A 15,310-nucleotide genomic window follows, 5' to 3' on the forward strand; every position below is an offset into this window, starting at 1 on the left:
TTAAAGCAACTAACTTAATAACCATAAATAATGAGACTAATCAGAATCGTTTTGTGCCTTTTTTTATTTGGAAATATAGCACAAATTAATGCCCAATCTTTTGACGAATCACAGTACAATGCTTTAGAATACAGACTTGTTGGTCCTTTTAGAGGAGGAAGAAGTGCTGCTGTTACAGGTGTTCCAAATAATCCTAATCTTTTTTATTTTGGATCTACTGGAGGTGGTGTTTGGAAAACTTTAGATGGTGGACGAAATTGGGACAATATTTCTGATGGTTTTTTTGGAGGAAGTACAGGTGCTATTACGGTTTCAAAAAGTGATCCTAACGTTATATATGTTGGAGGAGGAGAAAAAACAGTTAGAGGAAATGTGTCATCGGGCTATGGTATTTGGAAAAGTGTTGATGCTGGAAAAACTTGGACTTCAGCTGGTTTAACAAATTCAAGACACGTCCCTAGAATAGCAGTGGACCCTAACGATTATAATATTGTTTATGCAGCTGTTTTAGGAAATATTTATAAACCAACCCAAGATAGAGGTGTTTATAAAAGTATGGATGGTGGTAAAACATGGAAAAAGACTTTATTTTCAAACGAAAACTCAGGTGTTGTTGATTTATTAATCGACCCAACAAATCCTAGAATTTTATATGCATCTACATGGCGTGTTCAGCGCACACCATACAGTTTAAGTTCTGGTGGTGATGGTTCAGCACTTTGGAAAAGTACAGATAGAGGCGAAACGTGGACTGAAATTTCAACTAAAAAAGGATTCCCTGAAGGTACTTTAGGTATTATTGGCGTTACAGTTTCACCGGTTAATAACCAACGTGTCTGGGCTATTGTTGAAAACAAAGATAATGGCGGTTTATATAGAAGCGATGATGGTGGAGAAACTTGGACACAAGTAAATAGTGAACGTAAATTACGTCAGCGTGCCTGGTATTATACCAGAGTTTATGCAGATACTAAAGATGTAGATGTTGTTTATGTTTTAAATGTGAATTATCACAAAAGCACAGATGGCGGAAAATCATTTAGTACCTATAATGCACCACATGGAGATCATCATGATTTATGGATAGCACCAGAAGATTCAAACCGAATGATAATTGGAGATGACGGTGGTGCTCAAGTTACCTACGATGGTGGTGAAACTTGGAGTACTTACCATAATCAACCAACGTCTCAGTTTTATAGAGTAACTACAGATAATCATTTTCCATATCGTATTTATGCAGCACAACAGGATAACTCTACAGTAAGAATTTCGCACAGAACTGACGGCAGATCAGTTTCTGAAGATGATTGGGAAAGTACCGCAGGAGGAGAATCTGCGCATATTGCCGTAGATCCAGAAGATAATGATATTGTTTACGGAGGAAGTTACGATGGGTTTTTAACTCGTGTTAATCATAAAAAAGGAACGGTAAGAGCTATCAATGTATGGCCAGATAATCCTATGGGTCATGGAGCAGAAGGAATGAAATACCGTTTCCAATGGAATTTTCCTATTGTATTTTCAAAACACAATCCAAATCGATTATATACATTTTCACAACATGTTCATGTAACAGAAAATGAAGGACAATCGTGGAAAGTTGTGAGTCCAGATTTAACCCGAAATGATCCAGAAAAACTAAAATCATCAGGAGGACCCATTACACAAGATAACACGTCTGTAGAATATTACTGTACTATTTTTGCTGCACAGGAGTCTCCCATTACAGAAGGGTTGCTTTGGGTTGGAAGCGATGATGGGTTAATTCATGTAACTAAAGATGGTGGTGGAAATTGGGAGAATGTAACCCCTAAAGGGATGCCAGAATGGATGATGATTAATAGTATAGAACCTAGCGCTTTTGAAGCAGGAACCTGTTACGTAGCAGGAACAAAATATAAAACAGGTGATTTTAATCCGTACTTATATAAAACAACAGACTACGGTAAAACTTGGAAAAAAATAACCAATGGCATCAACCCAGAACATTTCACAAGAGTTTTAAGAGAAGATCCGAAGCAAAAAGGGTTGTTGTATGCTGGGACAGAAACTGGTATGTATATCTCTTTTGATGATGGAAATAATTGGAAACCTTTTCAATTAAACCTTCCCATAGTACCAATTACAGATTTAGCTATAAAAGATAACAATCTAATCGTGGCAACACAGGGGAGAAGTCTTTGGATTATTGATGATTTAACAGTACTTCATCAATTGTATGCTTCAAACTCAGAAGCAAACAAATTATTTAAACCAAAAGATACTTACCGAATGAGAGGTGGTAGCCGTAAAGGAAGTAAAACGGAAGGCGCTAACCATCCAAATGGCGTTATTACTTACTTCAATTTAGATAGTTTTGATGAGAAAAAAGATGAGGTTTCATTAACTTATTTTGATACCAAAGGTGATAGTATTAAAACCTTTTCAACAAAAAACAAAAAGAAAGACAAACTCACTGTAAAAAAAGGTATGAATCAGTTTGTTTGGGATATGGCTTACGATGGAGCCGAAATGTTAGATGGCATGATTTTATGGTGGGCAAGTTTAGACGGACCAAAAGCCATTCCAGGAACTTATAAAGTTCATTTAAATGTAAATGGAACAGCTATCCCGCAAACATTTAACATTGTAGCTGATCCTAGAGCTGAGAGTACTTTAACAGATATGCAACGTCAATTTGATTTTATAAAAGACGTTAATAAAACAATGGATGATGCCCATAAATCTATCAAAAAAATCAGAAATATTAATGAGCAACTTATAGCTTTTGAAGTACAATATAAAGACAATGAAACTGTAAAAGAGCTAATAGAAAAAGCAAAAATATTAAAAGAAGCTTTCACTAAAATAGAAGAAGCTTTATATCAAACAAAAAATCGTAGTGGTCAAGACCCATTAAACTTCCCAATACGTTTAACAAATAAATTAGGGCATTTAAACTCTTTAGTAGGTATGGGAGATTTTGCACCAACCCAGCAAGATATAGTTGTTAAAGATGAGCTTTCAAGTAAAATTAAAGAACAATTAGATACTTTTAATACCTTGATAAATGATGAGATAACGGCATTTAATGAGGCCTTTAACAATAAACAATTAAATTATTTGTTTGTTAAAGATTAATGGAATATTACAATTATATAAAATCGTTTCATCTAATTTTTGTAATAACCTGGTTTTCAGGGCTGTTTTACATACCGCGTTTATTTGTATATCAAATAGAAGCCTTTCATAAACCATCACCAGATAAAGAAATTTTGGGCAAACAGCTCAAGTTAATGGCAAAACGCCTCTGGTTCATTATTACGTGGCCATCAGCAATTTTAGCAACTATTTTTGCTGTATGGCTACTTATATTACAACCCTATTGGCTGCAACAACCTTGGATGCATGTAAAATTAGGCTTTGTTATTTTGCTTATAATTTATCAGTTAAAAACCCATCAATATTATAAGCAATTACAAAACGATGTAGTAAAAAAAACATCCAATTTTATGCGAATTTGGAACGAAGGCGCTACCTTTATACTATTTGCAGTCGTGTTTTTAGTTATCTTAAAAAGCGCCATCAATTGGGTTTGGGGCGTTATAGGTATTGTGGTTTTAGGTGTATTAATCATGCTAGGGTTTAAGCTTTATAAAAATGTAAGAGATAAAAATCCTGAGGCTTAAAAAAGGTCTCGGTAAGTAGGGCGTTTCCCTATCGGGTCAGGCTATACATTATAATCTTTTTTTTCGTACCTCTAAAAAAGGATTTCCATTGCTATCCTTAACGCAAGCTATCGTAGTAAACTTTTAATAATCATGGGTGTCTTTGGTTCGATTATTGTTATATTTATTCGATTATTATTCTAGATGAACTTAAAAAAACTATCCCTACGTACGCGTATATTTTTAGCCATGATATTTTTAGTATTATTGGCTTCTATACTTATTTCAGCGGTAGCAATCTATCAATACAAAGAACAAAGTGAAGATTATCATAAAGAGCGTTTAGAGCGTAAAGAAGAAAATATTCAAACACATTTTAGACGTGTTTTAAATGGTAGGCAAAATACTTGGGAAGTTAAAACAGAGAATATCTCCATAATTTTTAAAGAAGAAATTTATAACATTGCAGACATCCATAAACTGCAAATTAATCTTTACGATTTAGATGGGAATTTACTAATCTCTTCAAAAGCAGGCTTTCAAAATAATGTAGCAGATAAATGTATATCTGCAGAAATTTTAAACGCTATCACAAACACAGCTATTCATAGATATGTAGATAAACATACAGAAAATGGCGAAACATTTCAATCATCTTACACTATTATTTCAGATCAAAAATCCAAGTCATTAGCTATTTTAAATCTACCTTATTTAGAAAAAGACGATTTTTTAGCAAAAGAACTAGAAGAGTTTTTGAAACGTATTGGTTTTGCATTCATGTTTGTATTATTAATGGCCATTTCTATTGCCTTTTTACTATCTAAATACATTACGCAGTCTTTAAAAACAATTAGTGATAAAATTAATACTACAAGGTTAGAAAAACGCAATCAAAAAATTGAAGTAGATACGACTAGTGAAGAGATTTTGACTTTGGTTCACTCTTATAATAGTATGATTGATGAGTTGGAAGAAAGTGCTGTTCAATTAGCTCGAAGTGAGCGTGAACAAGCATGGAGAGAAATGGCAAAACAAGTAGCCCACGAAATTAAAAATCCATTAACGCCCATGCGATTAACGGTTCAAAATTTTCAACGGAAGTTTAATCCTGAAGATGAAAACATCCATTTAAAAGTGGATGAATATAGTAAAACACTCATCCAGCAAATAGATACCATGAGTTCTATAGCATCTGCATTCTCTAATTTTGCTAAAATGCCAGCACAACAAAATGAAACTTTGGATGTGGTTAAAATTGTAAAATTAGCCCTCGATATTTTTAATGAGGATTATTTAGTTTTTACTGCTGAAAACGATGAGATTATAGCAAAATTTGATAGAACCCAACTTATACGAGTAGTTACTAATTTAGTAAAAAATGGCATCCAGTCTATTCCAGATAATCGTACACCCATACTAAATGTTAATGTTGATAGTGATGCTAAAAATGTTATAATCACCATAGCTGATAATGGTTCTGGTATTTCTGAGGAAAATGTCTCAAAGGTATTCGAGCCCAAGTTTACTACTAAAACAAGTGGTATGGGGCTAGGGTTGGCGATGGTAAAAAATATAGTAGAAACTTATAAAGGCACCATATCTTTTAATTCTCAAAAAGATGTAGGTACTACTTTTAAGGTAAGCTTTCCAAAACAAAATGATTAAGCTATGAAACAACTATTTTTTGTCTTAATTTTTTTTATTTCAAGCCACGTCTTTACACAAGCAGGCGTTTATATAATTGATAATAACCATAAACATTCTGATGGAACAAAATTGAATTGGACGCTTACATTAAATGAGGATGGCACATTTTTGTACCATTTTTTTAGAGATATCTCAGCTATTTCAAAAGCGAATAGTGCTGAAAAATTTTATGGTAAAGGGACTTGGCAAGCGGAAGGAAATCTTGTTTTTTTCTACACGGATAAAAATACAGAAATGGATGACGTTTATAAAATTAATTTCACAAATTCTAAAGCTCGATATATTACCAAATCACCTAGAGATAAAACCGATAAAGTAGTAAACACTGCTTTACGTTTTTATGAATCAGATTTATTTTATATTAAAGGATTAGAATTATTTAAACAATAACTTATGAAATTTAACAACATATTATTTCAAGCAAATAATGGTATTACTACAATTACCATTAATCGTGAAAATAAATTAAATGCTCTAAATAAAGAGACTATTGAGGAGTTGCATGACGCTTTTTACGAAGCTGATAAAGATAAAAGTACAAAAGTAATTATCTTAACAGGTAGTGGTGATAAAGCATTTGTTGCTGGAGCAGATATTAGTGAATTTGCCGATTTTGATATTGAGGAAGCCACAGTATTAGCTGCAAAAGGCCAAGAGATGTTATTTAATTTCATTGAAAATTTATCTACACCTGTAATTGCTGCAGTTAATGGCTTTGCCTTAGGTGGTGGATTAGAATTAGCTATGGCATGCCATTTTAGAGTAGCTAGTGATAACGCAAAACTAGGCTTGCCAGAAGTGTCTTTAGGTGTTATCCCTGGATATGGTGGTACACAACGCTTGCCGCAGTTGGTTGGTAAAGGTCGTGCTATGGAAATGATAATGACAGCAGGCATGATAAATGCAAACCAAGCGTTAACTTATGGCTTGGTAAATCATATTACTGCTCTTGAAGAATTAATTCCACTTTGTGAAAAGATTGCTTCCAAGATTTCTCGAAATTCAAGTGTTGCTATAAGTTCAGTAATTAAGGCAGTAAATGCTAATTTTACAGATGGTATTAATGGCTATGGCGTTGAAATAAATGAATTTGGTAAGTGTTTTGGAACGGATGATTTTAAAGAAGGTACTACAGCCTTTTTACAAAAGAGAAAAGCAGATTTTACTGGTAGTTAATATTATACTAATTATTTAAAAAATTTTTAAAAGTGATTAGAAATTAGCTCCAACAATTTTTCTTTTACTATTGGTTTTGAAATGTAGTTATTACAGCCAGCTTTAAGACTTTTTTCTCTATCTCCAACTTGTGCAAATGCTGTTTGTGAAATAATGTATACATTTTTATTAAAGGCTCGTATTTGTTTAGTAGCCTCATAACCATTCATTTCAGGCATTTTAATATCCATTAAAATTAAATCAATATCTGGGTTTTCTTTACAAATTTTCACAGCTTCTTTTCCTGTATTTGCAATTAAAAGTTCTTTTGCGTGGGTTTTAAGCACCTCTATTAAAAAGGCAACTCCAACCTCATCATCATCAGCTATAAGTATTTTTAATTGCTTTGTTATTGATAATTCTGCTTTAGAAGAAACCTCATCATTTTCTTCATTTATTGAATTCTCCATGTGATAAGGCACTGTGAAATAAAATTTAGAACCAACCCCTTCTTTACTTTCTACCCAAATTTTCCCACCTAACATTTCAACATAAGCTTTTGAAATCGATAAACCTAAGCCAGAACCTTCAAAGGCTTGTACATCTTCGATATCGGCTTTAACAAAATGATTAAAAATGGCTTCTTGTCTTTTTAAAGGAATTCCAATTCCGGTGTCAAATACAAAAAATTCGATTTCTTTTTTTTTGTTATCCTCGTTAATATGATATCCAAAGTCCACATGACCTGATGTACTAAATCTAATCGCGTTCTTGATTAAGTTTGTTAGTATAGAATTTATTTTTTCTTTATCAGATTTAAAAATGGCTCTCTTGTTAGATACTTCCTTTGTATAGGAAATTGACAATTTATTTTTTCTAGCTTCAGGCAAGAAAAAGTCCAGTAGCTCGTCTAATAATTCATTTAAATTAATTTTTGAAATTGAAATTTTAACTTGTCCTGATTCAATTTTAGCAATATCAACAATATTATTAATAGTGTTAAGCATTCTATTGCTGCTTTTTTCAATAATGTCGATAAATTTTAGTTGGTCTTCACCTGAAACTTTCTTTTCTTTTAATAAATCAGTAAATCCAAGAATTCCATTCATTGGAGTTCGAATTTCATGGCTCATATTAGCAAGAAATGCTAATTTTAAACTATCAGATTCTTCAGCTTTTTCTTTAGACTTTATTAATTTATTTTCAAATTCCTTTTGTTCATTAATGTCACTAAAAGCTACAGCTATTAAGCCCTCTTTTACTTTCCACGCATGAATAGTGTAGTATCTATTCATCTCACTGCTAAGGTTTTGGTAGGTTATTGGGTCTCCAGTTTTATTAACTTTTTCAAAAATATCTAACCAATAATCATCAATTTTGAAAAGTTCTTTTCCTCGTTTATTAATTATCTCGTTTCTAAGCTTCCCAACTAATTTCGTAAAAGCTGGGTTAACATCCCGATAATAATGGTCTATTACTTTTCCATTGTCATCAATTATTAACTCATTAAGCATAAAGTTAACCGACATCGTTTTAAAAAGATCCGAATAACTTATGTCGTTTTCATATTTGTTATTTTCAGTTAAACTTTGCTCGGTAATTTCTTTTCCAATACCATAAATAATGCCTTCTTCAATTATGGGTGTTGCTGTCCATTTGATATTTTTTATTGATCCATCTTTACAGATATATCTATTTTCAAATACAAGTGTATTCCTTCCTTTTGATAAATTGAATAAAATTTTTTCAGTTTTTTTTAAATCATTAGGATGAATATGTTCTACAAAATCTTTTGCAAGTAATTCTTCTGTTGAGTAGCCTAAAAATTTTTCTAATGAAGGATTGGCATATCTAAAATACCCGTGAAAATCTGCTATGAAAATTAATTCAAGTGATAGCTCGAAAAAGCGTTTATGAATATAGTTTTGGTTACTATTCTCCATATCTATAGATAAATCTAATTATCATTAAGTAAAATCTATAATACTATAAAGATAACTAATAATAATAGTTTTAACTATAAATATGAGTTTTAATGTAAATTAAAAATTTTTACAATAAAAAAGTGGATTGTAAAAATCCACTTTGCTAATAATGTTGATGTTTTAATATTATATGTTTTTTGTAAAAGTTTTTCCTTCCGTTTCAATAACAATTTTATAATCACCTTTTTTTAATCCAGTTAGTTTATACGTTTTTTCAATATTTTTTGTATTTATTACTTTTTCAGTATAAACAAGCTCGTAATCATAATCGTTTAAAAAGTATATTTCAATTTTTAAAGGGTCATTATTTAAAGCAAGTTTAGAGATGTAAACAAAATCATCTTTTACCCTTGTATATGGTTTAAAGATTGTTTTTTCTTCTTTTTTATTAAAAACAACATTGTTATAGTTTACTGTAAATGGGATAGTTTTAATCTCTAAGTCTTTATCTAACTCAAAAGTGTAAAAGCCATCTGGTAAATAAGTCAAATCAAATCCTTTACTATATATACCTGAATTTTCTATAACTTCTTTGTATAATATGATGCCGTTAATATCTATGATTGATAATATGTTTCCTTTTTTTACATTGTTTAAGGTTAAAGACGTTTTTTTAGTATCATTTTTTATAGAATAAAATGAAGATTCATTTGCGAAACTATAAATGGTAGTTAACATGGTTACCAATAAGATTCCTTTTTTTAAGTGTTTAATTACATTTTTCATGATTTGGTTTTTTTAACGTTCAACACTTCAAATATAGATGCTATTTGCACATTATAAAACATGGATTTTAATATATTTATATGTTATTTTACCTATTATTTAAATACTAAACAATTTTTAAGTTAATAAAGCATATATTATTGTCAAATAATCATAATGTTTAATAACTAAGTTTTATCAATCTAATTGCGCTCTTTTTAAGTTATATGCAAGTAAAAATTTAGCAAAAAAAAAGTGAGCCACCACAGCTCACTTTTACCAACTAAACTAAATAAGACATTAAACTAATTATTAATGAATTTCGTCACTCTATAATTAAGAGTATATTTTTACTTTATTCTTGATACCTAATAAATCTGTGAATACTACTACCACTAAAGTATTTTAAAGATTATTTTAATTAGGTTACTTATAAATTAATTTCATAATGATTAACACTACAAAGATAATTTAGTAATCGAGTGTATAAAACATCAATTTTGACTTATTTATATGCTATTTTAACCGTTAAATTAATGTTAACACTATGTTAAGACAAAATAACATACAATTTGAGCAAAAAAACACAGTTTGTAAGAATAATATATTTTAAATTTGCATAAACCCCAGTTATGATTATTAAGAAACCTACCTTAGAAAAATTAAGTCCTAGTTTTGGTAGTTCCATTTTGGTAAAACAACATGCAGAACAAGTTGATAAAAATAATGCTTTTTGGCATTTTCATCCTGAATTGGAGCTTGTATATGTAAATAAAGGCCAAGGTAAAACTCATATTGGTAATCATTTATCTTATTTTAATAATAGTCAGCTTATTTTAATTGGTGCTAATCTTCCTCACAATGGTTTCACAGATAGATTAACCGCTAACGGAACAGAAACTACTGTTCAATTTAAGTCTGATTTTTTAGGTAATGATTTTATTAATATTCCAGAAATGGCTAATGTGTCTGCTTTATTTGATAGGGCTAAAAAAGGATTAAGATTTGGAATTGATACAAAAGCTATACTAGGTTCTAAAATAAATACCCTTTTACAACATTCAGGTTTAGAAAGGGTGTTAAAATTTTTGGAAATATTAAATTACTTAGCTAATACCGAAGATTACACTTTATTAAACGCAGATGGGATAGCCTTAGAAACCAATCCACAAGATAGTAATAAAATTAATATTATTTACAAATATGTAAATGCTAAATTTCAGCAACATATTACCTTAGACGAAATAGCAGATAAAGTAAGTATGACGGTACCTGCATTTTGTAGATATTTCAAAAAAACTACAGGTAAAACATTTACACAATTGGTAAACGAATACCGAGTAGTTCATGCAACAAAGCTTTTAAATGAAAGCCAGATGAGTATTGCAGATATTTGTTTTGAATGTGGCTTCAATAATTTTTCTCATTTTAATAAACAGTTTAATGAAATTACAGGAAAAAGCGCTTCAAATTACAGAAAAGAAATAAAACATATTATTCAATAATATATATGGACGAAAATAAAATTGATAAAACAATAAATTACTACTCCATTAAGATTAGTGTAATAGTTGATTTTATAAATTCTAATAGTAATTTATCAGTAGATCAAATTATACAAAGCGGTAAAGAACTGGCAGTTTTAGAATATAAGCTTACCGCTTTAGAGGTGGCTAAAGAAAATTAGAGTTTAAAATAATTATTTTTCACCTTTCCACTCTTTATAAAATTGCACAAGATATTTTTCCATAAAAGTATGTCTCTCAAAAGCTATTTGTTTGCCTGTTTTTGTATTCATTTTATCTTTTAGAAGCAGTAATTTTTCGTAAAAATGATTAATTGTAGGAGCTGTTGAATTTTTATATTCAGTTTTGCTCATGTTTAGGTTTGGTTTTATATCTGGATTGTAGAGAGTTCTATTTTTAAAACCACCATAATTAAAACAACGAGCAATACCAATTGCACCAATAGCATCTAATCTATCTGCATCTTGAACAACTTCAAGTTCTTTTGAAGTAAAATTTGAATTTTTTTCTAATGAATTTTTAAATGAAATATGTTTTATAATATTAATAACATGTTCTATAACCTTAGAATCGAGATTAAGTTCAAATAAAAACTCACGAGCTATTTTTGGGCCAATAGTTTCATCGCCATTATAAAATTTACTGTCTGCAATATCATGTAATAAGGCGCCAAGAGATACAATAAATTTATCAACAGGTTCTGTTTTAGCAATTAATAAAGTGTTTCTATAAACACGTTCAATATGAAACCAATCATGACCACCTTCAGCATTTTCAAGTATTTCTTTTACAAAGATAATGGCTTTATCAATTATTTCTTCTGAATTATGCATAGGTTAAAAATAAAAATTCCTTTCGGTTTGGAAAGGAATTAATTTATAAATTGAATAAAAATATGTTTCTATTTGATTATTGCAGGTTCTACCCATTTAAATTGAAAAGAATTTTCTGGGATTTTAATTCGCTCAGATAAACGATACATTCTTTCAGGTAATTTCATCAAATAATCTCTAGCTTTTTCTGCTTCGTCATTTAGATTGGTAATTTTATCAATCTCCCAACGTTTAATAAGCTTATCTAAAATATCTACATAATCGTTTGAGGTATAAACACCTATACGTTGTGCTGTATTAGAAAATTCTTCAAAAGCTGTGCTTATTTGGTTTCCAGATTCTCTTAAAAAGTGAGCTGGCATCGCAATTTTACGTTTCATCATATCATGAAAAGCCATCATCATTTGATTTGGATCTACTTTAAAAATTCGTTCTACAAATTCAGAATAAGCGTTATGGTGTCGCATTTCATCACCAGAAATTATCTGACACATTTTACCTAATTGTTTGTTGCCATGTTTTTTAGCTATTTTAGCAACACGATTGTGAGAAATATAAGTAGCTAGTTCTTGAAAACTTGTGTAAATAAAATTTTTGTAGGGATCTCTATCGGTTCCAATATCAAATCCATCAGCAATTAAATATTGAGTGGTTTTCTCTATTTCGCGCATATTAACACGACCTGATAAATAAAGATACTTGTTAAGCACATCCCCATGTCTATTTTCTTCACCCGTCCAATGACGCACCCATTTTCCCCAACTATTTTCTTTATCAACTTGGTCTATACCTTCAACATCCATCAGCCAAGATTCATAAGTAGGTAGTGCTTCTTCTGTAATCATATCACCAACTAAAACTACCCAAAAATCATAGGGTAATTCTTTTGAAAGTTCTCTAATCTCTCTTACTTCTTCAAAAAAATTATCACCTTCAGAATTTGGTAAAAAATCGGTAGGTTGCCATATTTTTTCTATGGGTATTAGGTATTTTTCAATTAAAGCATCTACATCTTTTTCCAAAAATTGCATTACTTCTAATCTTACATTTTTTAACGACATAAATATGTTTTATGGGTGTATATGTTTTTTAATAGTGGTTTCAATACTACTAATTAAGTTTTCTTTATCTACAAATGTAGCTAATTTTATAGGTTTGTGTACTGTAAATGTAATATGAGTGCCTATTCCCATTGGGAATTTACCATACTGATACATTTTCCATGAATTATTTATTGAAATTGGTACAATTAAAGCAGAAGGTATTTTTTTAAATAAAATTTCTAAACCTTTAGTTTGAAATGGTTTTGGTTCACCATTTTTAGTACGAGTTCCTTCTGGGAAAATAACAGCTGCATATTTGTTTTTCTCAATATATTCCCCAAATTTCATGAGTGCTGGTAAAGATTGTCTGGGGTTTTTTCTATCTATTAATGCTGCTCCGCCATGGCGTAAATTATATGAAACACTAGGAATACCTTTACCTAATTCTATTTTACTAATAAATTTTGGATGCTGTTTTCTAATAAACCAAGTTAAGGGATAAATATCATGTAAACTTTGATGATTAGCAACTACAATTATTGGTTGGTTTCTATCTATTTGATGTGGATTATTAAATGTAAATCGAGTGCCTAAAATATGAGCACATCGCATTAAACAAACTTGCAGAATATCAACACTATTTTTATGAGCTTTATATCCAAAAACATTAAAACAAAACCATTGGATTGGATGAAAAATAAGCAGTGTTATAAAAAAACAAAGGAGATAAATAATGGTTAGAGGGTAAGCTAATAATTTTTGCATGTCGCAAAAATAAAAAATCTCCTTTTAATACACAGCTATACAAGTGTTATTTTCACAAGATATACTTGTTGGTGTATTTGTAGTAGCACAATCTGAAACGATTTCCCATTTTGTGTTGAATTCAGATTCTTTTTGATTGTAAGCATCAACTAAATTTTCTAATTCTTCAAAATTTATTGAGGTAGAGTAAACCAAGTAACTCCTTGGACCACCGCAAGGTTTACTACCTAAGCCAATAAATTTACATTCAAAAGTATCACCACAAATTGAAGCACTAGCTAGATTTTCAATTTCAGTTTTCAAAATAGTCAATTCTTGTTGTTCATCATCAATTGTTAGCGGTACTATATCTTCTTCACATTGTGTAGAAAATAATAATAAACAAATAGGAACTAAAAGAATTTTAAAAATTGGCTTTTTCATTTTTACTGGTTTTTTTATGAGATGTAAAAAATTTAAATAGGTTGCGTAAGACCATAAAAAAACCACGAATATATCGTGGTTTTTATTTTAATTTTTTAATTTGAAGCGTGGCTTAACAATGCTCATTATAAGCATCTACTAAGTTTTCAGCAATTAACTCCGCAGGTCTACCTTCAATATGATGACGCTCAAGCATATGTACTAATTCACCGTTTTTAAATAATGCCATACTTGGAGAGCTTGGAGGAAACGGAATCATGTAACTACGAGCAGCATCAACTGCTTCTCTATCAACACCTGCAAAAACAGTTACGATATGGTCAGGTTTTTTTGCGTTTTGCAAACTCATTTTAGCACCTGGTCTCGCATTAGCTGCAGCACATCCACAAACTGAATTTACAACTACTAGCGTAGTACCTTCTTTAGCTATAGCAGCATCCACTGCTTCTTCTGTATGTAATTCTAAAAAACCAACTTTGGTTAAATCTTCGCGCATTGGTTTCACTAATTCTGCTGGATACATATCTTTAAATTTTAATAATTAACAATTTTTATTGTTGCAAAGATACCAATTGTGTAACAAATTCGTGATGCAATCAACTAACAAATATTATATTTACCCATAATTAAAATTTATTAAAGTATGAGTTTCTCAAAATGGATTGGTGGCGCTTTAGGATGGTCGTTTGGCGGTCCAATTGGCGCCATAATTGGTCTAGCTATTGGAAGTTTAATTGACTCTGTATCAGAGGGGGAAAATAGTCCATTTCTTGGTGAAGGTCAACGTACACAAAGTAGAAGAAGTACAAGTTATAGAAAGCAAGAACGCCCACAAACACAATCAGGAGATTTTGAGGTAAGTCTCCTGATTCTAGCATCCATTGTAATAAAAGCAGATGGTAAGCAAGACCAACTAGAGCTTGATTTTGTGCGACAACAATTTGTAAATATGTATGGAAAAGAGCGTGCTAATCATGCTTTTAAATTGTTTAAAGGCATTAATAATCAAAATAATATTTCTATACGACAAGTTTGTTTACAGATTAAGCAAATGATGGATCATCCGTCACGTTTACAACTAATACATTTTTTATTTGGTATCGCTAAAGCAGATGGTACTGTTACCGAAGATGAAGAACGCCAAATTTATACGATGGCTGGTTATTTGGGGATTAGTTCTCGTGATTACGAAAGTATCAAAGCTATGTTTTATAATAGTTCTTATAATGCACACAAAATATTAGAAATTGAAAAAAGTGCATCAGTTGATGATATCAAAAAGGCTTACCGAACTATGGCAAAAAAATATCATCCAGATAAAGTTATTCATTTAGGAAAGGAACATCAGGAGGGTGCTGAAGAAAAATTTAGACAAGTACAAGCTGCTTATGAGCAATTACAGAAAGAAAGAGGATTTTAATTTGTATTTTGTTGTTTCAAAAAATAGGAAATATGAGGAATATTTAGATTTAAGTGAAACAAATGCTATTATCGACAGATTAATAAACTAGATGC

15 protein-coding genes are annotated in these 15,310 nt (G+C 30.6%); 8 read left to right on the forward strand and 7 right to left on the reverse strand.

Features of this window, described 5'->3' with window-relative positions:
• The first annotated feature begins 30 nt into the window (after positions 1–30).
• The 5 genes from AC1XJX_RS06225 to AC1XJX_RS06245 all read left to right on the forward strand — a co-directional run bounded on the left by AC1XJX_RS06225 (position 31) and on the right by AC1XJX_RS06245 (position 6,536).
• Complete coding sequence (locus tag AC1XJX_RS06225) at positions 31–3,123, forward strand: WD40/YVTN/BNR-like repeat-containing protein (protein ID WP_482003107.1); 3,093 nt, start codon at positions 31–33, stop codon at positions 3,121–3,123.
• The gene (locus AC1XJX_RS06230; protein ID WP_482003108.1) at positions 3,123–3,671 is read left to right on the forward strand and encodes a CopD family protein; all 549 of its coding nucleotides are present in this window, start codon (positions 3,123–3,125) and stop codon (positions 3,669–3,671) included. The genes AC1XJX_RS06225 and AC1XJX_RS06230 overlap by 1 nt, the downstream gene beginning before the upstream one ends.
• Before the next feature lie 183 nt (positions 3,672–3,854).
• Entirely contained in the window at positions 3,855–5,318 is a 1,464-nt protein-coding gene (locus AC1XJX_RS06235) for a sensor histidine kinase (RefSeq protein ID WP_482003109.1), read from the forward strand.
• Positions 5,319–5,321: 3 nt separating this feature from the next.
• Positions 5,322–5,750, forward strand: coding sequence for a hypothetical protein (locus AC1XJX_RS06240; protein ID WP_482003110.1), 429 nt, complete (start codon positions 5,322–5,324; stop codon positions 5,748–5,750).
• 3 nt (positions 5,751–5,753) lie between these two features.
• On the forward strand, positions 5,754–6,536 hold the full coding sequence (locus tag AC1XJX_RS06245; RefSeq protein WP_482003111.1) for an enoyl-CoA hydratase/isomerase family protein: 783 nt from the start codon (positions 5,754–5,756) through the stop codon (positions 6,534–6,536).
• 26 nt (positions 6,537–6,562) lie between these two features.
• On the opposite strand, the gene AC1XJX_RS06250 is transcribed toward AC1XJX_RS06245, so the two are convergent.
• Positions 6,563–8,458, reverse strand: coding sequence for a response regulator (locus AC1XJX_RS06250; protein WP_482003112.1), 1,896 nt, complete (start codon positions 8,456–8,458; stop codon positions 6,563–6,565).
• A 168-nt stretch (positions 8,459–8,626) separates the two neighbouring features.
• A complete protein-coding gene (locus AC1XJX_RS06255; protein ID WP_482003113.1) occupies positions 8,627–9,226 on the reverse strand; it encodes a hypothetical protein in 600 nt (199 codons plus the stop codon).
• A gap of 611 nt (positions 9,227–9,837) precedes the next feature.
• Between AC1XJX_RS06255 and AC1XJX_RS06260 the strand changes: the two genes are divergently transcribed.
• Entirely contained in the window at positions 9,838–10,710 is an 873-nt protein-coding gene (locus AC1XJX_RS06260) for an AraC family transcriptional regulator (protein WP_482003114.1), read from the forward strand.
• Positions 10,711–10,715: 5 nt separating this feature from the next.
• Positions 10,716–10,892 carry a hypothetical protein gene (locus tag AC1XJX_RS06265; protein WP_482003115.1) on the forward strand — a complete coding sequence of 59 codons (177 nt, stop codon included), beginning with the start codon at positions 10,716–10,718 and terminating at the stop codon, positions 10,890–10,892.
• Positions 10,893–10,904: 12 nt separating this feature from the next.
• On the opposite strand, the gene AC1XJX_RS06270 is transcribed toward AC1XJX_RS06265, so the two are convergent.
• The 5 genes from AC1XJX_RS06270 to AC1XJX_RS06290 all read right to left on the reverse strand — a co-directional run bounded on the left by AC1XJX_RS06270 (position 10,905) and on the right by AC1XJX_RS06290 (position 14,318).
• Complete coding sequence (locus AC1XJX_RS06270) at positions 10,905–11,564, reverse strand: HD domain-containing protein (RefSeq protein WP_482003116.1); 660 nt, start codon at positions 11,562–11,564, stop codon at positions 10,905–10,907.
• 68 nt (positions 11,565–11,632) lie between these two features.
• Positions 11,633–12,625 (reverse strand): acyl-ACP desaturase, encoded by a 993-nt coding sequence (locus AC1XJX_RS06275; protein ID WP_482003117.1) that lies wholly within the window; start codon positions 12,623–12,625, stop codon positions 11,633–11,635.
• A gap of 9 nt (positions 12,626–12,634) precedes the next feature.
• Positions 12,635–13,372, reverse strand: a complete 738-nt coding sequence (locus AC1XJX_RS06280) for a lysophospholipid acyltransferase family protein (RefSeq protein WP_482003118.1) — start codon at positions 13,370–13,372, stop codon at positions 12,635–12,637.
• A 24-nt stretch (positions 13,373–13,396) separates the two neighbouring features.
• Positions 13,397–13,795 carry a hypothetical protein gene (locus AC1XJX_RS06285; protein ID WP_482003119.1) on the reverse strand — a complete coding sequence of 133 codons (399 nt, stop codon included), beginning with the start codon at positions 13,793–13,795 and terminating at the stop codon, positions 13,397–13,399.
• A 112-nt stretch (positions 13,796–13,907) separates the two neighbouring features.
• On the reverse strand, positions 13,908–14,318 hold the full coding sequence (locus tag AC1XJX_RS06290; protein WP_482003120.1) for a BrxA/BrxB family bacilliredoxin: 411 nt from the start codon (positions 14,316–14,318) through the stop codon (positions 13,908–13,910).
• A 120-nt stretch (positions 14,319–14,438) separates the two neighbouring features.
• Between AC1XJX_RS06290 and AC1XJX_RS06295 the strand changes: the two genes are divergently transcribed.
• Positions 14,439–15,215, forward strand: coding sequence for a TerB family tellurite resistance protein (locus tag AC1XJX_RS06295; RefSeq protein WP_482003121.1), 777 nt, complete (start codon positions 14,439–14,441; stop codon positions 15,213–15,215).
• The last annotated feature ends 95 nt before the right edge of the window (positions 15,216–15,310 follow it).

The organism is Flaviramulus sp., from assembly GCF_982512915.1.

Bases quoted from the DNA above. Each gene is read 5' to 3' on its own strand.
- AC1XJX_RS06270 (WP_482003116.1), bottom strand. From the start codon at position 11,564: ATGCATAATTCAGAAGAAATAATTGATAAAGCCATTATCTTTGTAAAA.
- AC1XJX_RS06230 (WP_482003108.1), top strand. From the start codon at position 3,123: ATGGAATATTACAATTATATAAAATCGTTTCATCTAATTTTTGTAATA.
- AC1XJX_RS06260 (WP_482003114.1), top strand. From the start codon at position 9,838: ATGATTATTAAGAAACCTACCTTAGAAAAATTAAGTCCTAGTTTTGGT.
- AC1XJX_RS06295 (WP_482003121.1), top strand. From the start codon at position 14,439: ATGAGTTTCTCAAAATGGATTGGTGGCGCTTTAGGATGGTCGTTTGGC.
- AC1XJX_RS06290 (WP_482003120.1), bottom strand. From the start codon at position 14,318: ATGTATCCAGCAGAATTAGTGAAACCAATGCGCGAAGATTTAACCAAA.
- AC1XJX_RS06240 (WP_482003110.1), top strand. From the start codon at position 5,322: ATGAAACAACTATTTTTTGTCTTAATTTTTTTTATTTCAAGCCACGTC.
- AC1XJX_RS06250 (WP_482003112.1), bottom strand. From the start codon at position 8,458: ATGGAGAATAGTAACCAAAACTATATTCATAAACGCTTTTTCGAGCTA.
- AC1XJX_RS06235 (WP_482003109.1), top strand. From the start codon at position 3,855: ATGAACTTAAAAAAACTATCCCTACGTACGCGTATATTTTTAGCCATG.
- AC1XJX_RS06275 (WP_482003117.1), bottom strand. From the start codon at position 12,625: ATGTCGTTAAAAAATGTAAGATTAGAAGTAATGCAATTTTTGGAAAAA.
- AC1XJX_RS06245 (WP_482003111.1), top strand. From the start codon at position 5,754: ATGAAATTTAACAACATATTATTTCAAGCAAATAATGGTATTACTACA.
- AC1XJX_RS06265 (WP_482003115.1), top strand. From the start codon at position 10,716: ATGGACGAAAATAAAATTGATAAAACAATAAATTACTACTCCATTAAG.
- AC1XJX_RS06225 (WP_482003107.1), top strand. From the start codon at position 31: ATGAGACTAATCAGAATCGTTTTGTGCCTTTTTTTATTTGGAAATATA.
- AC1XJX_RS06255 (WP_482003113.1), bottom strand. From the start codon at position 9,226: ATGAAAAATGTAATTAAACACTTAAAAAAAGGAATCTTATTGGTAACC.
- AC1XJX_RS06280 (WP_482003118.1), bottom strand. From the start codon at position 13,372: ATGCAAAAATTATTAGCTTACCCTCTAACCATTATTTATCTCCTTTGT.
- AC1XJX_RS06285 (WP_482003119.1), bottom strand. From the start codon at position 13,795: ATGAAAAAGCCAATTTTTAAAATTCTTTTAGTTCCTATTTGTTTATTA.